Below are 21069 nucleotides of genomic sequence, written 5' to 3'. Positions count from 1 at the left end.
TTAATTGCCGCGAGGACACTCCATGAAATCTGACATGGCTACCGCCGAGATGCAGGCGGGTCTGCTTTCCGCCGCCCTGCCATTCATGCAGCGTTACGAGAACAAGACCGTGGTGGTCAAATATGGCGGGCACGCCATGGGCGATGCCGCGCTGGGCCAGGCTTTCGCGCGCGACATCGCGCTGCTCAAGCAATCCGGCGTCAATCCGATCGTCGTGCATGGCGGCGGCCCGCAGATCGGCGCGATGCTGACCAAGATGGGCATCGAATCAAAATTCGAAGGCGGCTTGCGCGTCACCGACCAGAGGACGGTCGAGATCGTCGAGATGGTCCTTGCAGGCTCGATCAACAAGGAAATCGTCGCGCTGATCAATGCCGAAGGCGAGTGGGCAATCGGCCTTTGCGGCAAGGACGGCAATATGGTTTTTGCCGAAAAAGCCAAGAAGACCGTGGTCGACCCGGACTCCAACATCGAGCGAGTGCTCGATCTCGGTTTCGTCGGCGAACCGGTAGAAGTCGATCGCACCCTGCTCGATTTGCTTGCACGCTCCGAAATGATCCCGGTGCTGGCACCTGTTGCGCCCGGCCGTGACGGCCACACCTACAACATCAACGCAGATACGTTTGCAGGGGCCATTGCAGGTGCGCTCGGCGCGTCACGCCTCCTGTTCCTGACCGACGTTCCCGGCGTGCTCGACAAGGACAAGAAGCTGATCGACGAGTTGACAGTCGCCGAAGCAAGGTCGCTCATCCGCGACGGCACGATTTCCGGCGGCATGATCCCGAAAGTAGAAACCTGCATCGAGGCCATCGAGCGCGGTGTCGAAGGCGTCGTGATCCTGAACGGCAAGACGCCGCATTCGGTGCTGCTCGAACTCTTCACCGAGCACGGCGCAGGTACGCTGATCGTTCCTTGAACCGGAGACGAAGAGAATGCCGGTCGTCTTCCGCTACAAGGGTTTCCGGTTTCTCTTCTATTCCAATGAGGGCGACCCCCGCGAACCGATGCACATTCACGTCGTGAAAGACGGCATCGACGCCAAGTTTTGGCTCTGGCCCGATGTTCTGGTAGACTATAATGACGGGTTCAATGCGAAGACCCTGCGTGAGCTTACGGAAATCATTGAGCAACGCCGCGACGAGATAGCGAGTGCGTGGGATGAATTCTTTGGTTAGAGCAACACAAGTCCGCTTCGATCAGGACAGCATGTGGGTCGATCTTTCCGATGGCCGCACATTGAGTGTGCCGCTTGCATGGTTTCCACGGCTTCTCCACGCGACTTCCTCGCAGCGCGATAATGTTGCCATCAGCAGCCGCGGACTACATTGGGAAGAGCTCCACGAGGACATTTCCGTGGAAGGCCTTCTCGCAGGACGTGGCGATCAAACCCGCCCCGGACCAAAGGTCGAAGCTGCGTAACCCGACTCAACTCCGCAAATGCTGCAAAGGTATGTGGCCGGGGCCTTTGATGTTCTGCAGCACCAGTTGCGTGTGGACGTCACGGACACCGGCCAGCCGCATCAGCCGGTGCATGACGAAGTCGTTCAGATCATCGACGGACGCCACCATGACATGCAGCAGGAAGTCGTGATCGCCCGTCATCGTCCAGCAGGATGACACCTCATCCATATCGCGGACGGCTGCGATGAAGCGTTCCGGCGAACCGTCGCTGTGGCTGGTCAGCCGAACCTGCACGAAGACCTCGACGGCAAGCCCCAACGCCCTTCTGCTGAGATTGGCCGAGAAGCCCTTGATGACACCGCTGTCCTGAAGCGCGTCGAAGCGGCGTGCGCAGGGCGTTGCAGAAAGCCCGACTTCCTGCGCCAGCTCCGTTACGGATTTGCGCCCGTCGCGCTGGAGAATGTTCAGGATCTTGATTTCAAACTCGTCGAAACTGCGCATCATCTTCTCCAAAACCCAGAAATTGAGAGAATTCCACTCATTCTGTCACCATTTCGGAAGAAACTAAGCCGGTTTCACTCGCTTTTCCATCTTACTCTTCGATAAACGGGAGGAAATCGAGATGAATATCAGCGTCGAAGCCTATGCCAGGGAATGCGCGGATCAGGGCCTGCGCGGTGATTACATGGCCTGCCGATCGGATTTTACGGTCGTGCAGAAATACAGCTACTCGAAGGCCGAACAGGATGTCTGGCGCACCCTATGCGACCGCCAGATCAAGCTCACCCGCAAGCTGGCGCATCATTCCTATCTCGACGGTGTGGAAACGCTCGGGCTTCTCGATAAAATTCCAGATTTCGGGAAGGTCAGCGAGCGGTTGCGTGAGCTCACAGGCTGGGAAATCGTCGCCGTTCCGGGCCTCATTCCGGCGGGACCGTTTTTCGATCACCTCGCCAATCGGCGGTTCCCGGTAACGAACTGGCTGCGCACGCGCGACGAACTCGACTACATCGTCGAACCGGACATGTTTCATGACTTCTTCGGGCATGTTCCGATCCTGACGCAGCCGGTTTTTGCCGATTTCATGCAGATGTATGGCCAGAAAGCAGAAGAAGTGATTGCGCTGGGCGGCGATCTGATGATTACGCGGCTTTACTGGTACACCGCGGAATATGGGCTCATTCAGGAACCCGGCGCACCGCTGAAGGCCTTCGGTGCCGGGCTGATGTCGTCTTTCACGGAACTGCAATTTGCGGTGGAAGGCGCTGATGCGCACCATGTGCCGTTCGACCTCGAAACGGTGATGCGGACCGGTTACGAAATCGACAAATTCCAGCGCGCGTATTTCGTGCTGCCGTCCTTCGACAAATTGCGTGACGCGTTCGCGAAAACCGATCTGAAGGCCATCGTGAAACGCTGGAAGGACGCGCCGCAGCTCGATCCTTCCGAGATTTAGCCAAAGGCCAGAAGCGTCAGGATACCACCGACGATCAGGATGCAGCCCGCTATCTCCAGCGGGCTGATCTTTTCCTTGAAGAAGAATATCGTTGCGGCGAATGTGAAGAGCATTTCGATCTGCGCCAGCGATTTCACCACTGCGGCCTGCTGCAGCGTCATTGCCATGAACCAGCCGAAGGATGCCGATGCGCCGACAAAGCCGGTGAACAGCGCGGGCTTCCAGGCTTTGGCGATGCGGCCAATTTCTGCGGGTTCCTTCCAGAGCATCCAGCCGAACATGATGATGCTTTGGAAAATGATGACGAAAAGCAGCGTCACGGCCGCCTGCATCATGAAATTCGGCCCATCCAGAGACAGGGATGCAGCACGATAGGCAACGCCGGAAATGCCGAAGAACATGCCCGATGCAAGGCCGATCAATGAATTCCGGCTTGCCAAGGATGACAGCATCGTGCGCCAGTTCACGGCAACGGGTGCGACGGAAATCAGCATGACGCCGAATACGCTGATCACGATTGCCGCGATAACGCCAATCGATGCGCGTTCGCCGAAGAATATCAATGCGAAGAGGGCCGCCTGTGCAGGTTCGGTTCTTGAATAAGCCGTACCGACCGCAAAATTGCGGAACGAAAACAGATAAAGCAGCAGAAATGTCGCCGCGATCTGCGCCAGCCCGCCAATCAAAGCCCAAAGCGCGAAACGCTCGTTCAGTGCAGGCAACGGATAGTCCGCGGCCAGATGAAGCAGCGCGACGAAGACGATTGCGAACGGCACGCCGAAACCGAAGCGCACGAAGGTTGCACCGGTGGTGCCCATCACGCCCTTCAGATGTTTTTGCGCCATCGAGCGCAAATTCTGCAGAAAGGCCGCAGCTATCGTTATCGGAATCCACAGTTCCATGAAGCGCACGCTGTTTGTTTGCGAAGCGCCTCTTCTAATCCAATTTTGTCGTGAAGAAACAGGTGGACAATGTTTTATGCGGCGTGGGCCACATCCTTGTCGAGAAACACCAAATTGCGCCCGCCGCGCTTGGCTTCGTAGAGCTTGGCATCGGCGCGGCGCATGATGTCACGCACGCTGGCACCGACCGCGCAGAGCGTTCCGCCTATGCTGACGGTCAGCGGGATGATTTGCTGGTCGGTCGGCCTGAAGCGGATCGCTTCCACCTCTCGCCGCACACGTTCGGCAACCAGTTCCGCTTCCTCATCGCTGGCGCCAACCAGAAACGCGCCAAACTCCTCACCGCCGATACGGCCCAGAACATCACCACTGCGCACGGCGCGCTTGATCGCCGCGACAATACTCAACAGCGCATCATCGCCCGCCAGATGGCCGAAACCGTCGTTGATTTTCTTGAAATGGTCGGCGTCGATGATCAGCAGCGCGCCCCGGTTCGGCTGGTCGCGCAGGCTTTCAAGCTCGACGAAAAAGCTCTCGCGGTTGAGCATGCCAGTCATGTCGTCGAGGCTGGCCTTCTTGGTGAGGTTTCGATGCGCAGATCTCAGATGCGCGTGGGCGCGCGAAAGTTCGCGGTGCGCCTGCTGCAGTTTCGCATTTTGCCAAAACGTGTAGGCGCTTGCAGGCCATGCAACGACGAGTGGGCAGACGATGCACATGAGCCAGGCGTTACCGTCCACCACGCCGCCAAGGGCTGGCACGACGGTAAGTGCTGCAAGCAGAGAAGCTCCCACCGCCAGCAATGTAACGATGGTCGCCTTCAGGAATATCTTTGTCATTACCCACCCCGTTCGTCAGATGGAGTACCACCGAGCGTTGAAGAGCCCATTTAACACGCACCTAAAATTTGAACCAATTCCTGCCAATCTGCCAGTTCACTTCTGAAAATGACTACGAAAATCGAAAAACCGTGGCATAAGGGCAGCATGACCGATAGCCCTGACCCCGCCCGCTTCGCCCATGTCAAAGACTGGGTTTTCGACCTCGACAACACGCTATATCCGCATCACTCGAACCTGTTTTCGCAGATCGACGTGAAGATGACGGCCTATGTGTCGGAACTGCTGCAACTGCCGAGGGATGAGGCGAGAAAGCTGCAGAAGGAGTTTTATCGCGATTACGGGACGACGATGAATGGCCTTATCGAAATACATGGGATCGATCCGGATGATTTTTTGAACAAGGTTCACGACATCGATTATTCGTCGCTTGCGCCGGACCCGTCTCTCGGAGAGGCCATCAAGGCGTTGCCCGGCCGCAAATTCATTTTCACCAATGGCGACAGGGGCCATGCCGAGCGCACGGCAAGACAACTCGGCATTCTCGACAATTTCGACGATATTTTCGACATTGTCGCCGCCGGTCTGACGCCCAAACCCGCCCAGCAGACCTACGATAAATTCGTAGCACTGCATAAAATCGCGGGTGCGAACGCCGTGATGTTTGAAGACCTCGCGCGCAACCTGACCGTGCCAAAGGCACTCGGCATGACCACCGTGCTGATCGTGCCGCGCAACTTCGAGCCTACATTCTCGGAGATATGGGAACGCGACCCGTTGAAGGACGATGACGTCGATTACGTCACCGACAATCTCTCCACGTTCCTGCAAGCGATAATCTAGGATTTCTTCGCACTCCGGCGTGAATTGACGCGCTCCACTGCCTTGTGAAGGTCATTGCGCGTTTCGTCGCGCGACGGGCCATGATCATTGCGCACCGCATGCGGGTAATCGTCGAGCCCTTCGTCCAGACGCTTTTCGAGCCGTGTTATGCGTTCTTCGAGCGCGTGCTGCGTTTCGGCGGGCAGTTGCTCTTCCGGCTTCTTGCCGGGATCGGCATCCTGATTCTTCTTCGCGGCATCTTTGTCGGGGTTGGACATGCGAGACATCACGCTCTCCCATTTTCAGGACAGGGAGAACGCCCGACAGGCCCGCACGTTCCGAGACGTGCGGGAAAGACTTAAAGTTTGTAGAAGCGGCGAATAATCTCCCAGGCTTCCTCGGCCGTATCGACATAGTCGATGATGTCCTGATCGCCCGGAGTAATCGTTCCCTGCTCGGCCAGATAATCGAGATCCATCGCGCGCTCCCAGAACTCCTTGCCGAAAAGGATGACAGGCACCCGCTCCATGCGGCCGGTCTGGATGAGGGTGAGTGTTTCGAAGAACTCGTCCAGCGTGCCGAAGCCGCCGGGGAAAACGGCTACCGCCTTGGCACGCATGACGAAATGCATCTTGCGGATCGCGAAATAATGGAAATTGAAGCACAGTTCCGGCGTCACATAGGCGTTGGGTGCCTGCTCGTGCGGCAGCACGATGTTCAGCCCGATGGAAGGCGCACCGACATCGTCGGCACCCCGGTTTCCGGCTTCCATGACGCCCGGCCCGCCGCCGGTGACGACGACATATTCACGGTAATAGGACGTTGCCGAATGCTGTGAGCAAAGACGCGCGAATTTCCGTGCCTCTTCGTAATAACGGCTGTTCTTTTCGAGATTCTTCCGCTGCGTCTCGTTCTTTGCAGCCCAGGCCTCGCCGCCCGGCTCAGGCAGGCGCGCGCCGCCGAACAGGATCACCGTCGAGCGTATGCCACGCTCTGCCAGAACGAGCTCGGGCTTCAAAAGCTCCAATTGCAGGCGCACGGGCCGCAATTCGCGGCGCGTCATGAAGTCCTCGTCCGTCCACGCCAAGCGGTATTCAGGCGCGCGCGTCTGGGGCGTATCGGGCACGCTTTTCGCGCGCTCGAGATCCTCGTCGGAGTGCGGCAGCGGCGTCCAGCCCGTGTTTTCCTCTGGTTTCATAATCTAGGCATTCCCGGTTTCTTAATCGATGCGCTTTGAAGGCGCTGGCATGATTGACCCTCGACCTTGCCTGACATAGGGTCCGCGCGAATTTTTGATACCTTAATAGCCTGCGCCTTAACAGCGCGTGTAACGGAGCATTTCATGGCCAAGACTGACCTCGCCGCACTCGAAAAGACCATCGAGAAGGCTTTTGACGAGCGCGATGGTGTCTCCACCGATACGCGAGGCGAGATCAGGGATGCGGTGGAAACGTCGCTGAACCTTCTCGACAAGGGTGAGGCCCGCGTTGCCGAAAAGCAGGCAGACGGCCAGTGGAAGGTCAATCAGTGGCTGAAGAAAGCCGTTCTCCTTTCCTTCCGCCTGAACCCGATGGAAGTGATGCGCGGCGGCCCCGCCGATGCCGTCTGGTGGGACAAGGTGCCATCGAAGTTCGACGGCTGGGGTGCGATGGATTTCGAAAAGGCAGGCTTCCGGGCCGTGCCGAACTGCATCGTGCGCCGTTCCGCCTACATTGCGCCCAGCGTCATTCTGATGCCGTCTTTCGTTAACCTCGGTGCCTATGTGGACACCGGCACGATGGTCGATACATGGGCCACCGTCGGCTCCTGCGCGCAGATCGGCAAGAATGTGCATCTTTCGGGCGGCGTCGGCATTGGCGGCGTTCTTGAGCCCATGCAGGCCGGCCCAACGATCATCGAGGACAATTGCTTCATCGGTGCACGTTCGGAAGTGGTCGAGGGCTGCATCGTGCGCGAAGGCGCGGTGCTCGGAATGGGCGTGTTCATCGGCAAGTCGACCAAGATCGTCGACCGTGCGACCGGCGAAATCTTCTACGGCGAAGTTCCGCCCTACTCCGTGGTCGTTGCCGGAACGCTGCCGGGCAAGCCATTCCCGAATGGTGAGGCCGGTCCGAGCCTCTATTGCGCGGTGATCGTCAAGCGCGTCGATGAAAAGACACGCTCGAAGACTTCGATCAACGAGCTGCTGCGCGATTGATGGATGCACCATTGCCGCAGGCTTTGGACTTGCTTTGACATGGAAAGGCTGGCACGAACCCACAGGGGTCGGCCAGCCTTCACGGTTGCCGGTCGGACCGTCATCGAAATCTGGACCGGATACCTCTTGTCTAACAGCAATCAATTCATCTGGTTCTTTTTCCGCTTCCAGGGCCGCGTCAGTCGCATGGCCTATTTTCTCGGCGGCCTGCTGATCGCAATCGCCCAGGCGTTTCCGCTGTATCGAGCGACGCTGGTGCCGCAGGACAGCACATCCGGCGAAATGTGGGCCTCCATCTTCATGGTGGCGCTGATTGCGTCGCTTTGGTCGAATGTGGCGCTTGGCGTCAAGCGCCTGCACGATTTCGGCAAGCCCGGCATCGCTGCGATCGCGCTCTTCATTCCAATCGTCTCTATCGCCATCTTTCTGGTGCTTTGCTTTTTCCCCGGCGACCGCGGCCCGAACCGCTATGGCTACGAGACAAACGCGCCTTAAAGATGCGCGGTGAATGAGGGCGCCCTGTCCTGCCTGTCGTGAAGCCCGTCTTCGTAGACGATAGGGGCTGCGGCCAGTTCCTCTTCCGTTGCATCATCCAGACAGACGACATTAACGGCGTGAAAATTGCCGTTGAACGGGTCCATCTCCAGATAGCCGCGGCTGAAAGGCTGCATGCCGCAATTCTCGCAGAAATAATGATCGATATGCCCTTCCGGCCAGTTGGAAGGTGTGGCGCGATAGGTTTTCAGGCTGTCCTTTCCTGCCGTGATGCGAAAATCATCCTTATAGGCAAATGCCTTCTGGTATCCGGCCTTCCGGCAAAATGTGCAGTTACATTTGCGAATTCCCTCCGAGAGATCGATTTCGCATTCGAATTTCACCTGACCGCAGTGGCAACTTCCGTGATATTTTTTCTTCATATCCTCACTCCTCGGATGGTTTTACACATAGGACGAACGCCAGAACGGGAAACCGACCGGCATTGAAGATAATTTTGTTGTGCTGGCATATTTCCGCGCATTTTCTGTCGCGTGACAGGCGGGATCGTTTCGACTATCCCTGCCATTCATGAGCACACCGACAGACCCCTCCGCCAACCTTGCAACGCTTATACGCTGCGCTTCCGTGACACCCGCAGAAGGCGGCGCCTTGTCGGCGCTTCAGGCCATGCTCGAACCGCTCGGTTTCAAGGTGGAACGGCCGGTTTTCAGCGAAGATGGCACGCCGGACATTGAAAATCTCTATGCAAGACGCTCCGGCAACGGACCGCATCTGATGTTTGCGGGGCATACCGATGTCGTGCCGCCCGGCGACGAAGCATCATGGCGTTTCCCGCCTTTCTCGGCTGAAATCCACAATGGCGAGATGTATGGGCGCGGCGCGGTGGACATGAAGGGCGGGATCGCCTGCTTCATCGCGGCACTTGCGCGCCATCTCGAAGATGGCGGCAAGCTGAACGGCTCCGTCTCGCTGCTGATCACCGGTGACGAAGAAGGCCCGGCGATCAACGGAACGGTCAAGCTTCTGGAATGGGCGGCGGCAAAGGGCGAAAGCTGGGACGCGGCAATTGTCGGAGAGCCGACCAACCCGAACCAGCTCGGCGACATGATCAAGATCGGCAGGCGTGGTTCGCTTTCGGGCACCGTCACCGTAAAGGGCGTGCAGGGCCACGCCGCCTACCCTCACCTTGCGGACAATCCCGTGCCCGGCATTTTGTTGATGGTCGATGCGCTGCTCGACCCGGCCTTCGATGAAGGCACAGGCGATTTCCAGCCTTCCAACCTCGAAGTCACGTCGGTCGATGTCGGCAATCCTGCGGTCAACGTCATTCCGGCCAAGGCGACCGCCTCGTTCAACATCCGCTTCAACGACACATGGACTGCCGAAACCGTGCAGGCGGAAATTCACAATCGTCTCGACAAGGCGAGCAGACGCCGGAAGTACCGCGAGGGAAAGCAGCCGGTGAATTTCGAACTCACCTGGCGCGACAGGCCGAGCCCGGTATTTCTGACCCGCGACGACAAACTCGTCGAGACGCTCAGCCGGTCGATCAATTCGGTAACGCAGCGCGAACCTACGCTTTCGACTTCGGGCGGCACCTCGGATGCGCGCTTCATCAAGGATTATTGCCCGGTCGTCGAATTCGGGCTCGTCGGCCAGACCATGCATATGGTGGACGAGCGCGTACCGCTGGAAGATCTCGAAACGCTGACCGAGATTTACCGTCACTTCATCGTCGATTGGTTTGCCTGAAACTAGGGTCTGAACGAAGATGCTGTCTGCCGACGATATTTACCAATATTTGAACGGTGCATGGCGGCTGATGCGGGGCAAGCCGGATGGCGTGCGCCTTCTCGATCTAAGCCCGGACGGCTTCTGGAATTCCTTTTTCGCAATCGTGCTGGCGCTGCCTGCGCTCATTCTTGGCTGGACCGGCGTTGCAGCCGAGTTCAGCGCCTCGGAGACGGGCACCAGCGCGTTCTCGGTCGTCCTGAGACTGGCGATCGTCGATCTTGGCTCGTGGATCCTGCCGCTCATCGCACTCGCCGCTGCCGCGCCCTATGCGGGTGTCAGCGACCGTTTCGTGCACTATGTCGTGGCCAGCAATTGGGGCTCGGCGCTGTTCGCCTGGATGATGTTGCCGGTCGCGCTGCTGCGCTTCCTCATGCCTTCGGCAGGCGACTTTCTGATCCTTGTATCTCTTTTCGTTTTCGGCCTTTCCATGGTCTTCTCATGGCGGCTGACCAACGCCGTGATCGCCAAGGGTCCGGCAGTCGGCACGACGGTTTTCGCCGCCATGTTCGTGGCGTCGCTGTTCGTGCTGTTTACCTTGCAGAGTCTGCTTGGAATTCAGTCGGCGGGATAATCGACGCCGGTTAGATAAAGCCCATCCGGCGGCGCCATCGACGCGCAGGCAGCGCGATCCTTTGCCTCCAATGCCGCTTTCACATCGTCGGCAGTCCAAGCGCCTTCGCCGACGCGCTTCAAGGTGCCGACCATCGAGCGGACCTGATTGTGCAGGAACGAACGAGCCGCAGCGCGAATTTCGATCACCTCGCCGTGACGCTGAACGTCGAGCAGTTCCAGCGTCCTGAGCGGACTGTTCGCCTGACATTGCGCCGAGCGGAACGTGGTGAAATCGTGCCTGCCGAGCAGCATTTTCGCGGCTTCATGCATGGCATCGGCATCCAGCGCTTTCGGCACCCACCACGCCTTGTTGAGTTCCAGAGCCAGCGGCGCACGGCGATTGACGATGCGGTACAGATAACGCCTGCCCGTCGCCGAAAAGCGCGCGTCGAAATCTTCGCTCACCAGGCTTGCCGAAATGATGGAAACGGTTTCCCGCTCCATTTTCATATGCGCGTTCAGCGCATCGCGCACGACATCGGCGCGCCACTCGGCAGTCAGATTGACATGCGCGACCTGACCTGTCGCGTGAACGCCTGCGTCCGTTCGGCCTGCCGCACGCAGCGAGATTTCCTCGCCGGAAAAACGCAGCACTGCGCGTTCTATCGCGCCCTGCACGGTCTGCTGGTCGGCCTGACGCTGCCAGCCCGCATAGGCGGTGCCGTCATATTCGATGTCGAGACGGTAGCGCGGCATCAGGACAGGCCGCTCATTTGAGCAGCGATCCCTTGCCCAGCCGCGCACCGCGCTGGAATTCTTCTGCCGTTGCCGCCTTGCTGCCCGCCTTTTGCAATTCGGTGATGCGCAGCGCGTCTTTCCCGCAGGCGACCGTCAGACGGTCGTCGAGCAACTCACCGGGAGTTCCCGTTCCCTCTGCAAGCCCTGTGCGCAGCAGCTTCAGACGCTCAGTCTTCTCGCCAACCGGCATTTCGCACCATGCGCCCGGAAACGGCGACAGAGCGCGGATTCGGTCATGCACGGTGGAGGCCGGAAGCGTCCAATCGATGCGCGCTTCGGATTTTTCTATCTTCTTCGCATAGGTCACGCCGTCCGGCGACTGCGGAATGAGCGGCAGATCGCCGGTCTCCAGCCTTTCCAGCGCCGTGACCATCAAAGCCGCGCCGATATTCATCAAACGGTCGTGCAGTTCACCCGCAGTCGTATCCGGCCCGATGACCACGCGCTCGGTCAGCGCGACCGGGCCAGTGTCCAGCCCCTCTTCCATCTTCATAATCATCATGCCGCTTTCGGCATCGCCTTCCATCACGGCGCGTTGGATGGGGGCAGCTCCGCGCCAGCGCGGCAGGAGCGAGGCGTGGCCGTTGAAGCAGCCGAGGCGCGGTGCATCGAGAATCGGCTTCGGCAGCAGAAGGCCATAGGCGACGACCACCGCGACATCCGCGTTCAATGCGCTGAATGCCTGCTGCTCTTCCGCACCTTTCAGCGATTTCGGTGAGCGCACTTCGATGCCCAGCCTCTCAGCTTCGCGCTGCACAGGCGACGGGGTGAGCTCGAGACCGCGCCGCCCGGCCGGACGCGGCGGCTGCGTATAGACCGCGACGATTTCATGCCCGGCTTGCGATATGGCGCGCAGGGTTGCCACCGAAAATTCCGGCGTACCCATGAAGATGACGCGCATTGCCATTATCCCACCATACGGCTTTGTGGTCGGTCCTTGGCGATTTTCTTGAATTTCTTGACCACCATATCGCGTTTCAGCTTCGATATGTGATCGATGAAGAGAACACCGTTGAGGTGATCGATTTCATGCTGGAGGCACGTTGCCATCAGGCCGTCGGCAAAGATTTCCTGTTCCTTGCCGTTGCGGTCGAGAAATTTCACATGCACGGCTGCGGGACGTTCCACCTCGGCATAATAATCCGGAATGGAAAGACAGCCTTCCTCATAGGTTGAACGCTCATCCGAGGTATCAACGACTTCCGGGTTGATGAACACTTGAGGCGCCGGTTCCTCGTCCTCTTTCGCAAGGTCGATGACCAGCAAACGAATCGGCTCGCCGATCTGGATGGCGGCAAGGCCGATGCCCGGCGCGTCGTACATTGTTTCGAGCATGTCATCGGCAAGCTTTAGCAGCAGCGCATCGACACGTTCGATGGGCTTGGACACGAGGCGCAGAACGGGGTCCGGCAATATGATGAGCGGTTTAATGGCCATGCCGCTCACCTAAAACTTCGGATCAAAACCGTCAACAGCTTTGCATTGCCGATGTTCTCGTTTTGATCTATGCGAACGGGCCGAATCGTATATGCTCGCGCGATGAATGACATTTTATCCGAGCCGATCGCGCGCCTTGGCGCCAGCACCGTCACGCTGGGCGACCTCTTCATTTTCGCCGGCGTGCTGCTTGGCGTTCTTCTCATCGCGCTCGTCGTCGTGGTGTGGCGTTCGGCGAAAGTGCGTGTGGCCGCGGCAGCGGAGGCCGCCGACAATGCGCGCGATGCGGAAGCGCGCATGGCCAGTATTCTTCAGTCGCAGGCCGAAATGCAGGGCCGCCTCGGTGCAGTCGCAGAAGTGTTCGGCGCGCGCCAAGCTGAACTCACACAATCGCTCGGCCAGCGCCTCGACGCGATGACCGGCAGGCTCGGCCAGACAATGACCGAGCAGACGAAATCAACGCATGAAAGCCTGGCGAAACTGCAGGAGCGGCTTGCCGTTATCGACAATGCGCAAAACAATATCCAGTCACTGACGGGCCAAGTCGTTCAATTGCAATCGATACTGTCGAACAAGCAGACGCGCGGCGCATTCGGCCAGTCGCGCATGGAAACGATCGTCGCCGACGGGCTGCCTATCGGCTCGTATGAATTTCAGGCGACGCTTTCCAACAACAGCCGCCCGGATTGCCTTATCAGAATGCCGAACGGCTCTCCTTCTCTGGCCATCGACGCCAAGTTTCCGCTGGAAGCGTGGAACGCTATCCGTGCCGCCGAAGGGCCTGAGGCACAGAAGTCCGCCGCGCAGGCGTTCCGCCGAGATATGGACGTCCACATCAAGGACATTTCAGAAAAATACCTGCTGACGGGCGAAACGCAGGACACCGCATTCATGTTCGTGCCTTCCGAATCCGTTTTCGCCGAAATTCACGAGAATTTCGAAGTCATCATCCAACGCGCCCATCGCGCGCGCATCGTGATCGTTTCGCCATCGCTGCTGATGCTGTCCATTCAGGTCATCCAGTCGATCCTGAAGGACGCGCGCATGCGCGAACAGGCGCATCTCATACAGGGCGAAGTCATTCGCCTCATGGAGGATCTCGGCCGTCTGGACGAACGCGTACGCAAGCTTCAAACGCATTTCGGACAGGCATCGAAGGACATTGACGACATTCTCGTCTCGTCGAGCAAGGTCACGCGTCGCGGGCAGAAGATCGAAGCGCTGGAATTCGGCGCGACCGGGGCGGAAGACGAGACACCGGAGCAGCGTCCGGCAGCGGCCAATTCAAAAACGGGACATCTTCGTCTGCGGGTCGTCGAGGGGGATGACTGATTCAGAGCGGTTTCTGTTTGGATGGAAACGCGAGGCACCCCCCTCTGCCCTACCGGGCATCTCCCCCTCAAGGGGGGAGATTATCTTGTCATGAAAGCGCGGCGCTAATTGCTGACGTTGCAAAATGAAGGCAGGGAGATGCATCAGCCAATCTCCCCCCTTGAGGGGGAGATGCCCGGCAGGGCAGAGGGGGTGTTGTTCCGCCAGCGCTTCTATCAAAAAATGAAAAGCTCTAGCTTTATCGCGCCGCCTTGGCGGAAAGTTTCATACGGCGTTTTTCCCATGTGCCGGTCGTTTGCGGCTTTACGAATAGTGCCGAGACTTCCGGCAATTCCTTTTTGAGGCGCGCTTCCAGCCGTTCCACACATGCTTCGATTTCGGGCGCGGATAGATGGTCTTCGAACTCGATGCTCAATCCGGTAACGATCTCGTTCGGTCCCATGTGAACCGTCAGGACGCCATTGGCGCTCTGCACCGCCGGATCGCTCTGCGCAATATCCAGAATGGCTTTCTGCGTTTCGGGAGCCGCCGGCTCGCCGATCAGCAGCCCCTTGCATTCGCGGGCGAGAAATATCGCCGTCGTCGCCAGAATTGCCGCAATGCCGAGAGAAGCGACACCGTCGAGTTCCGGCATGTCGAGAAGTTGCGCAGAGAGAATGCCGATGAAGGCGACACCAAGACCGAGCAATGCGGCGCTATCCTCGAACAGCACCGTGAAGACGCTGGGATCCTTGCTGCGCTTCACCGCCTCGATGTAGCCGAGCCTGCCCTTGCTCTGGCGGAACTCCTTCAACGCGACGCTCCACGATGCGCCCTCGAAAAGAAATGCCAGGCCGAGCACCACATAGTTGACGGTGGGATTCTCGACGCGTTCAGGATTTAGAATATGGATGATGCCTTCATAGAAGGAGACGCCCGCGCCCAGCGCGAACACCAGAAGTGCGACGATGAAGCTCCAGAAATAAAGTTCGCGTCCGTGGCCGAGCGGATGGGAATGGTCAGCCGGGCGCGCGGCGCGGCGCATGCCGTAGAGCAGCAGCCCGCCATTGCCGGTATCGACCAGAGAGTGCACGCCCTCGCTTAGCATTGCGGAGCTTCCGGTGAAGAAGGCGGCGATAAATTTGGTGATAGCAATCATGAGATTGCCGGCAAGCGCTGCGTAGATGACCTTCTTCGAGCCCGACTGCGTCGCCATGCGATTGTCTCCCTGCCAAATGCAATGTAGCGCATCGGCAGCACGCGTACAGGGAGCAGCTTGCCTGTATCAGCCTTATCGTTTCAGGCATTCTCGGTCTGAAACTATCGGCCTGAACTCCAGACGCAAAGCATCGAGCGCTGGACAAGCCTGCGCTCGATGAAAAAACATACGGAAGGAATCAGGGCCGCGGGGGCGGCGGCATGCGTCCGTTGCGAGCCTTGCGTGCGGCATAGCGCGCGTCGCGCTTGGCCTTACGCTCTTCTTCGTCAGCCAGAAGACGCGCAATGCGCTGCGATTCGTCCGCTGCGCGAGCGGCAGCTTCTGCGTTCGCAGCTTCTTCTTCGGCCAGACGAAGTGCTTCGGCTTCCGCTTCGCGCTTTTCGCGCTCTGCGGCTTCACGTGCTTCGCGTTCCTGCTTCTGCTTCAGCTTTTCTGCTTCGCGGATCTTGCGCGCTTCCAGAATGGCCTTGCGTTCGGCCTGCTTGGCCAGAACTGCCGGATCATCTGCTGCCGGCTTCGCCTTGAATCTTTCGAGTAGTGCCTTCTTGGCTTCATTTGCGGCATTTCGCCGTTCGTTGAAGTCTTTTTCTCTAAATATCGACAATTGTAGCCTTCGCTTCCGTTTAGTCACTTCGCGCCGCTTACATACGCCCAGCGGCGCAGAGTTCAAGCACGAAATCGGCGATTTCTCTATGAAACCTGTCTATTGTTGCGCACAGGGAACGCTTATTGCGCAATCCGGTATGCACTGTTCACCGTGTTGCTACTGGCGCGCCGGGTTTACGACCTCTAACTGAGCGTAAACGACACGTTGGGAAACTTGCCATGGAACTCGGCCTATACACATTCGGAGACGTCAGCCCCGATTCTACGGGCATCGGCCCACATGAACGATTGCGCAATCTGATCGAGGAAATCGAACTTGCCGATCAGGTCGGCCTGGACGTTTTCGGCCTCGGTGAACATCACCGCCCGGATTATGCAATCTCCGCACCGCCGGTCATTCTGGCGGCTGCGGCGGAAAGAACCAAGCATATCAAGCTGACAAGTGCCGTGACGGTTCTTTCGTCCGAAGACCCGGTTCGCGTCTTCCAGCAATTCGCAACTCTCGATCTGTTATCAGGCGGGCGTGCTGAAATCATGGCGGGACGCGGCTCTTTCATCGAGTCTTTCCCGCTTTTTGGCTACAATCTCGACGATTACGACACTTTGTTTGCCGAAAAACTCGATCTTCTGCTCGCAATTCGAGAAAAAGAGCGGGTTACATGGAACGGAAGCCTGCGCGCCGCGATCAATGATCGCGGCGTCTATCCCCGCCCCGACCGGGAGTTGCCGATCTGGATCGCCGTCGGCGGCACACCGCAATCTGTCGCGCGCGCCGGGGCCGTGGGGTTGCCGTTGGCGCTTGCCATCATCGGCGGTGAGCCTGCGCGCTTCGCACCGCTGTTCGAGCTTTATCGCGAGGCGGCAAGACGCGCCGGAAACGATCCGCAGAAGCTGGCGACCAGCATCAATGTTCACGGCTTCATCGCGGAGACGACCGAGCAGGCTGCCGATGATTTTTACGAACCGCAGGCAGCGGTCATGAACCGTATCGGTCGCGAACGCGGCTGGGGACCGACCAACCGTGCCCATTTCGATCAGTCGCGCGGGCCGCAGGGCGCGCTTTTCGTCGGGAACCCCGAGCAGGTCGCCGAAAAGATCGTCGCCCATCACAAGATTTTCAAGAACGATCGCTTCCTTCTGCAAATGGCAATCGGCCTGATGCCGCATGACAAAATCATGAAAGCGATCGAGCTTTACGGCACGAAGGTCGCCCCCCTCGTACGCAAGGAGACTGCCGGCGCTTCTACAGTTTCAGTCTGAGACGCCGGCAAAGGAACCAACGCCGCTTTCCCGCATTTGGCGGGTGAAGGGATTTCGCATTGTCGCGCTATTGTGGCCGGCACGCGAAATTTGTGGGGGTCCTCGTCATGAAAATCGAACCTGCCGCTTCCGACCCGTCCGTCGCGGAGAGGCGGAAGATTTCGTCGGATATGGGCCTGACAAGATCGCTGCTGATGGGGATATTTCTCTTCATGGCGGTCTACGCGCTCTATTTCGGGCGCGATTTCTTCATGCCGGTCATTCTCGCCTGCCTTCTGGCTTTGATGCTGACGCCGATCGTCCGTTTCCTGCGAAAACGCGGCATTCCCGAAGCCGTTTCAGCAACGGTTCTGGTTATCATCTCTGTCATCGCGATAGGCGTAACCGGTTATTTTCTGAGCGGGCCGGTCATCGCGCTGATCAATGATGCACCTCAGATCGGGCGTCAGCTCACGGAAAAGCTGGCACATCTGCGTGGCCCGTTCGAGCAATTGCTAAGCGTATCCCATCAGATTGAACGCGTGACAGAGACAGCGCAGGAACCCGGCGTTCAACGGGTGGTGGTGGCGCAACCCGGCATCATTTCGCAGGCAGCAGGCAACATATTGTCCGCCGGTACGACGACTGCCGTTACTTTCGTGCTGTCGCTGTTCCTGCTCGCTTCCGGCACGATGTTTTATGAAAAGATCATCCAGTCCTTCACACGGCTCAGCGAAAAGAAACGGGCGCTCCGGGTCGTCTACGATGTCGAACTGGAAATTTCCCGCTACCTGCTGACGATCGCACTGATCAATGCAGCGCTTGGTTTTGCTATCGCAATGGGTCTTTGGGCGATCGGCATGCCCAATCCATTCGTATTCGGCGTAGCGGCCGCACTGTTGAACTTTCTGCCCTATATCGGCGCGTTCATGACAATCCTGCTGGTCACGGCGATCGCGATCGTTTCGTTCAGCAGCCTTTCCTTTGCGATGATCGCACCAGCCTACGTTCTTTTGTGCAACATCATAGAAGGACAGTTCCTGACACCGCTGGTGGTGGGACGCCGCCTTGAGATCAACGCTGTGGCTATCTTTGTCGCGGTCGCGTTCTGGTCGTGGCTGTGGGGTTTCGTCGGTGCGCTTATCGCCGTTCCGCTGCTCGTCGTGGTGAAGGTTTTCTGCGACAATTTCGAGGGTCTTCGGCATGTCGGCAATTTCCTGTCTGCCCAGCAGATAGCGGATGAGGACGAAGAAGAGATAGCGGGTTAGGTTTTCTTTGCAGATTGGCGGTTCGTTCCTATATCCGGGGAACAATTCTCCAGAATTCGCAGAGGCCCTCATGATCCCGCTTTCCGTTCTCGATCTTTCGCCGATCACCGAAGGCAGCACCGCCTCGCAATCTCTGGCAAACACGCTCGATCTGGCGCGTCACGTCGAAAAGCTCGGCTACCAGCGCTACTGGCTCGCCGAACATCACAACATGTCGGGCATTGCGAGCGCGGCCACCTCCATCGTCATCAACCATGTCGCGGCGGGCACCAAGACAATACGCGTGGGTGCAGGCGGCATCATGCTGCCCAACCATGCCCCGCTGATTATCGCCGAGCAGTTCGGAACACTGGCCGCACTTCATCCCGGACGCATCGATCTTGGTGTCGGCAGGGCACCCGGAACCGACATGGCGACGGCACGCGCATTGCGCCGTAATCTTGAAGCAGGCGTCGATGGGTTCCCGCAGGATGTGGTCGAGCTGATCAACTATTTCGCGCCTGCCGAAGAAGGACAGCTCGTGCGCGCCATTCCCGGCGAAGGGCAGGATGTTGCCGTCTGGGTGCTGGGGTCCAGCCTCTACGGCGCGCAACTCGCGGCCATGCTTGGCCTTCCTTACGCTTTCGCATCGCATTTTGCGCCAAGCGAACTCGAACATGCGTTGGATATTTATCGTTCGCGTTTCCAGCCGTCAGAGCGGCTCGCAAAGCCTCATGCGATGGTCGGCGTGAATGTGTTTGCAGCCGACACGGATGCGGAGGCGAAGCTGCTTTTCTCATCCCTGCAACAGGCATTCGTGAACATCCGCACTGGACGCCGCGGGCTGTTGCCGCCGCCGATCGAAAATTTCGAAGCGACGCTCGATCCGCAAATCAGGGCAATGATCGATCATTCGCTGGCATGCTCAGTTGTGGGTTCACCCGAAACCGTGCGCAAGGGCATTCAGGATTTCGCGGCCAGCACCGGCGCCGACGAATTGATCGTCACCGCCCAGATGTTCGACCATAAGGCGCGGCTGCGGTCTTTCGAGATTTTGGCAGATGCGCACAGAGAGTTGTCGCAGGCCGCCTAGCGGGACGCGGTTTGATCAGGTTTTCGGCATGATGCGAATGCATCTAGCGTGCGATTGTAGACGCTGGTCTGGATGTCCATCATGCCGAGCACGGTGTCGAACAGATTGTCGTGCGAGAAGCGGTCGCCCGCCTTGCCCCTGATGCAAGCGGTGTCGAGTCCGTTTGTCGTTGCGAAATCGTCCGACATCCAGGCGATGAAGGGGATGTGCGTCTGCGTATCCGGTGCGATCGCATAGGGCGCGCCGTGGAGATACACGCCGTCCTCGCCGAGCGACTCGCCGTGATCCGACATATAAATTATCGACGAGGCGAACTCGCCCGAATGCTCTTTCAGCACGTCGATGATGGAAGCCAGAATGTGGTCCGTGTAGAGGATCGAATTGTCGTAGGCGTTGACCAGTTCGGCCGATGAGCATTCCGAGAGTTCAGGCGTCTGGCAGGCCGGTTTGAATTTCTCGAAACCCGGCTCGTAGCGCTGGAAATAGGCCGGGCCGTGGCTGCCCATCGTGTGAACGACGAGCACGCTGTTGTCCTTGAAATCCGCGATATGCTCGCGCAGGCGTTTAACCAATATCTCGTCGAGGCACTCACCGTTTGTGCAGAGCGCATTGTCGCCCGTCTCCGACATGGTCACTGTGGGGATACGGTCCGCTACGCTTTTCGGGCCGGTATTGTTTTCCCACCATTCGACCTTCAGGCCCGCGTGCTGAAGCACATCGACCAGATTTTCCGATGAAAGTGCCGCGCGGCGCGAATAATTATCGTGCCCGATATGCGAGAACATGCAGGGCAGCGAAACGGCGGTCGCCGTGCCGCAACTCGTGACGTTCTGGAACGCAAATACGTCGCGTGCTTTCAGTTCGGGATTGGTGTCGCGCGCATAGCCATTGAGGCTGAAATTCTGCGCCCTTGCAGTTTCACCGACCACGATGACCGTCAGCATCTTTTTCGGTGAGGCCGCTATCCTTGGACCCTGCTTCGCATCGCGTCCATAAGGACCGGCAACGATATTGATGTCGCGCATCTGACGCTGGGCATAGTCGATGGTGCCGATGAAGGCCATTGCCGGGTTCAGATAGGACATGGTGGTTTCGCGCTGATGCTGCCAAAGCGGAATGAAGGTCCGCGAATTGACGGCGATGACGCCCGCGCAGACTGCCAGGCAACCCACAATGACGACCGTGTTTCGCCGGACCTTCTGCCAGATCGGCAGATGAACGATGCGGACCCACAGCACGGCAAGTGTCGGCAGCACACCCAAAATCAGCAGGTGCATTGCGAGATTGGTGGTTAGCAGATGACTCGATTCCGCACCGTTCGTCTGCGCGACATTCTGGATCATGTCGCGGTCGACCATGATGCCGAATTTATCGGTAAAATAGGACGCAGCCGCCGCGACCCATATGGCGAAAATATAGATCGGCTTGATGATATAGGGTGCCGAGAAGACCAGCAAAACCGCGAAATAAAGCAGGAAAAGCATCAATCCGAGCAGCGCCAGACAGATGGGCTGATCTGAGAGAACGGACGAAATCTTCGTCCAGAATGTGTGATTGGTGAGAAAAAGCAGCCATGCGGCTACCAGCATTGCCAGCGTCGTGCTGCCGATGGCAGGACCTCGTGAGATCATGATCTTCATCCGCTAAATTTCCGGCGAAGT

General features: G+C 58.4%; 25 protein-coding genes. 13 read left to right on the top strand and 12 right to left on the bottom strand.

What is annotated here, in order from left to right; all coding sequences use genetic code 11:
• Window positions 1–22 precede the first annotated feature (22 nt).
• Genes argB through ABFT80_RS17445 form a run of 3 tightly spaced genes read left to right on the top strand, consistent with a single transcriptional unit; the run spans window position 23 to window position 1419 of the window.
• Complete coding sequence (gene argB / locus ABFT80_RS17455; protein ID WP_347973205.1) at window positions 23–916, top strand: acetylglutamate kinase; 894 nt, start codon at window positions 23–25, stop codon at window positions 914–916.
• A 16-nt stretch (window positions 917–932) separates the two neighbouring features.
• Window positions 933–1175, top strand: coding sequence for a DUF4160 domain-containing protein (locus tag ABFT80_RS17450; RefSeq protein WP_347973204.1), 243 nt, complete (start codon window positions 933–935; stop codon window positions 1173–1175).
• Window positions 1168–1419, top strand: a complete 252-nt coding sequence (locus ABFT80_RS17445) for a DUF2442 domain-containing protein (RefSeq protein ID WP_455189958.1) — start codon at window positions 1168–1170, stop codon at window positions 1417–1419. The genes ABFT80_RS17450 and ABFT80_RS17445 overlap by 8 nt, the downstream gene beginning before the upstream one ends.
• 6 nt (window positions 1420–1425) lie before the next feature.
• On the opposite strand, the gene ABFT80_RS17440 is transcribed toward ABFT80_RS17445, so the two are convergent.
• Window positions 1426–1902, bottom strand: a complete 477-nt coding sequence (locus ABFT80_RS17440) for an Lrp/AsnC family transcriptional regulator (RefSeq protein WP_347973375.1) — start codon at window positions 1900–1902, stop codon at window positions 1426–1428.
• 121 nt (window positions 1903–2023) lie between these two features.
• Here ABFT80_RS17440 and phhA point away from each other — a divergent pair, with 121 nt between their 5' ends.
• Window positions 2024–2857: a phenylalanine 4-monooxygenase gene (gene phhA / locus ABFT80_RS17435; protein WP_347973202.1), complete on the top strand. Its 834-nt coding sequence runs from the start codon at window positions 2024–2026 to the stop codon at window positions 2855–2857.
• Here phhA and ABFT80_RS17430 read toward each other — a convergent pair.
• Both ABFT80_RS17430 and ABFT80_RS17425 read right to left on the bottom strand, forming a co-directional pair.
• The gene (locus ABFT80_RS17430; RefSeq protein WP_347973201.1) at window positions 2854–3759 is read right to left on the bottom strand and encodes a DMT family transporter; all 906 of its coding nucleotides are present in this window, start codon (window positions 3757–3759) and stop codon (window positions 2854–2856) included. The two genes, phhA and ABFT80_RS17430, sit on opposite strands and share 4 nt — an antisense overlap.
• A gap of 74 nt (window positions 3760–3833) precedes the next feature.
• A complete protein-coding gene (locus ABFT80_RS17425; RefSeq protein WP_347973200.1) occupies window positions 3834–4595 on the bottom strand; it encodes a GGDEF domain-containing protein in 762 nt (253 codons plus the stop codon).
• 147 nt (window positions 4596–4742) lie between these two features.
• On the opposite strand from ABFT80_RS17425, the gene ABFT80_RS17420 reads away from it, so the two are divergent.
• Complete coding sequence (locus ABFT80_RS17420) at window positions 4743–5438, top strand: pyrimidine 5'-nucleotidase (RefSeq protein WP_347973199.1); 696 nt, start codon at window positions 4743–4745, stop codon at window positions 5436–5438.
• Here ABFT80_RS17420 and ABFT80_RS17415 read toward each other — a convergent pair.
• Window positions 5435–5704, bottom strand: coding sequence for a hypothetical protein (locus tag ABFT80_RS17415; protein ID WP_347973198.1), 270 nt, complete (start codon window positions 5702–5704; stop codon window positions 5435–5437). The two genes, ABFT80_RS17420 and ABFT80_RS17415, sit on opposite strands and share 4 nt — an antisense overlap.
• Before the next feature lie 71 nt (window positions 5705–5775).
• Window positions 5776–6615 (bottom strand): LOG family protein, encoded by an 840-nt coding sequence (locus ABFT80_RS17410; RefSeq protein ID WP_347973197.1) that lies wholly within the window; start codon window positions 6613–6615, stop codon window positions 5776–5778.
• A gap of 144 nt (window positions 6616–6759) precedes the next feature.
• On the opposite strand from ABFT80_RS17410, the gene dapD reads away from it, so the two are divergent.
• Window positions 6760–7614, top strand: coding sequence for a 2,3,4,5-tetrahydropyridine-2,6-dicarboxylate N-succinyltransferase (gene dapD / locus ABFT80_RS17405; protein WP_347973196.1), 855 nt, complete (start codon window positions 6760–6762; stop codon window positions 7612–7614).
• 39 nt (window positions 7615–7653) lie between these two features.
• A complete protein-coding gene (locus ABFT80_RS17400; protein ID WP_455189957.1) occupies window positions 7654–8109 on the top strand; it encodes a DUF805 domain-containing protein in 456 nt (151 codons plus the stop codon).
• Here the strand turns inward: ABFT80_RS17400 and ABFT80_RS17395 are convergent.
• Window positions 8106–8531, bottom strand: a complete 426-nt coding sequence (locus ABFT80_RS17395) for a GFA family protein (RefSeq protein ID WP_347973195.1) — start codon at window positions 8529–8531, stop codon at window positions 8106–8108. The two genes, ABFT80_RS17400 and ABFT80_RS17395, sit on opposite strands and share 4 nt — an antisense overlap.
• Before the next feature lie 148 nt (window positions 8532–8679).
• Between ABFT80_RS17395 and dapE the strand changes: the two genes are divergently transcribed.
• Both dapE and ABFT80_RS17385 read left to right on the top strand, forming a co-directional pair.
• A complete protein-coding gene (dapE, locus tag ABFT80_RS17390; protein WP_347973194.1) occupies window positions 8680–9864 on the top strand; it encodes a succinyl-diaminopimelate desuccinylase in 1185 nt (394 codons plus the stop codon).
• A 19-nt stretch (window positions 9865–9883) separates the two neighbouring features.
• Window positions 9884–10477, top strand: coding sequence for a transporter (locus ABFT80_RS17385; RefSeq protein WP_347973193.1), 594 nt, complete (start codon window positions 9884–9886; stop codon window positions 10475–10477).
• Here ABFT80_RS17385 and truA read toward each other — a convergent pair.
• Genes truA through def form a run of 3 tightly spaced genes read right to left on the bottom strand, consistent with a single transcriptional unit; the run spans window position 10462 to window position 12693 of the window.
• Window positions 10462–11214 (bottom strand): tRNA pseudouridine(38-40) synthase TruA, encoded by a 753-nt coding sequence (gene truA / locus ABFT80_RS17380; protein WP_347973192.1) that lies wholly within the window; start codon window positions 11212–11214, stop codon window positions 10462–10464. The genes ABFT80_RS17385 and truA overlap by 16 nt on opposite strands.
• Before the next feature lie 13 nt (window positions 11215–11227).
• Entirely contained in the window at window positions 11228–12157 is a 930-nt protein-coding gene (fmt, locus tag ABFT80_RS17375) for a methionyl-tRNA formyltransferase (RefSeq protein ID WP_347973191.1), read from the bottom strand.
• A gap of 5 nt (window positions 12158–12162) precedes the next feature.
• Window positions 12163–12693, bottom strand: a complete 531-nt coding sequence (gene def, locus ABFT80_RS17370) for a peptide deformylase (protein WP_347973190.1) — start codon at window positions 12691–12693, stop codon at window positions 12163–12165.
• A gap of 102 nt (window positions 12694–12795) precedes the next feature.
• Here def and ABFT80_RS17365 point away from each other — a divergent pair, with 102 nt between their 5' ends.
• Window positions 12796–14025, top strand: coding sequence for a DNA recombination protein RmuC (locus ABFT80_RS17365; protein ID WP_347973189.1), 1230 nt, complete (start codon window positions 12796–12798; stop codon window positions 14023–14025).
• Between the two features lie 238 nt (window positions 14026–14263).
• Here ABFT80_RS17365 and ABFT80_RS17360 read toward each other — a convergent pair whose 3' ends face one another.
• Window positions 14264–15220: a cation diffusion facilitator family transporter gene (locus ABFT80_RS17360; protein ID WP_347973188.1), complete on the bottom strand. Its 957-nt coding sequence runs from the start codon at window positions 15218–15220 to the stop codon at window positions 14264–14266.
• A 181-nt stretch (window positions 15221–15401) separates the two neighbouring features.
• A complete protein-coding gene (locus ABFT80_RS17355) occupies window positions 15402–15827 on the bottom strand; it encodes a DUF6481 family protein (protein ID WP_347973187.1) in 426 nt (141 codons plus the stop codon).
• A gap of 221 nt (window positions 15828–16048) precedes the next feature.
• On the opposite strand from ABFT80_RS17355, the gene ABFT80_RS17350 reads away from it, so the two are divergent.
• From ABFT80_RS17350 to ABFT80_RS17340, 3 genes are all read left to right on the top strand, one after another.
• A complete protein-coding gene (locus tag ABFT80_RS17350) occupies window positions 16049–17089 on the top strand; it encodes an LLM class flavin-dependent oxidoreductase (protein WP_347973186.1) in 1041 nt (346 codons plus the stop codon).
• A gap of 107 nt (window positions 17090–17196) precedes the next feature.
• The gene (locus tag ABFT80_RS17345) at window positions 17197–18336 is read left to right on the top strand and encodes an AI-2E family transporter (RefSeq protein ID WP_347973185.1); all 1140 of its coding nucleotides are present in this window, start codon (window positions 17197–17199) and stop codon (window positions 18334–18336) included.
• A 70-nt stretch (window positions 18337–18406) separates the two neighbouring features.
• Entirely contained in the window at window positions 18407–19408 is a 1002-nt protein-coding gene (locus ABFT80_RS17340) for an LLM class flavin-dependent oxidoreductase (protein ID WP_347973184.1), read from the top strand.
• On the opposite strand, the gene ABFT80_RS17335 is transcribed toward ABFT80_RS17340, so the two are convergent.
• Window positions 19405–21039 (bottom strand): phosphoethanolamine transferase, encoded by a 1635-nt coding sequence (locus ABFT80_RS17335; protein WP_347973183.1) that lies wholly within the window; start codon window positions 21037–21039, stop codon window positions 19405–19407. The genes ABFT80_RS17340 and ABFT80_RS17335 overlap by 4 nt on opposite strands.
• Window positions 21040–21069 lie beyond the last annotated feature (30 nt).

This window comes from Foliimonas ilicis (genome assembly GCF_039939195.1).
GTDB classification, from domain to species: Bacteria; Pseudomonadota; Alphaproteobacteria; order Rhizobiales; family Rhizobiaceae; genus Foliimonas; species Foliimonas ilicis.
Note: the sequence above shows the minus strand (reverse complement) of the source record. Positions and strands in the feature narration are given on the sequence as shown.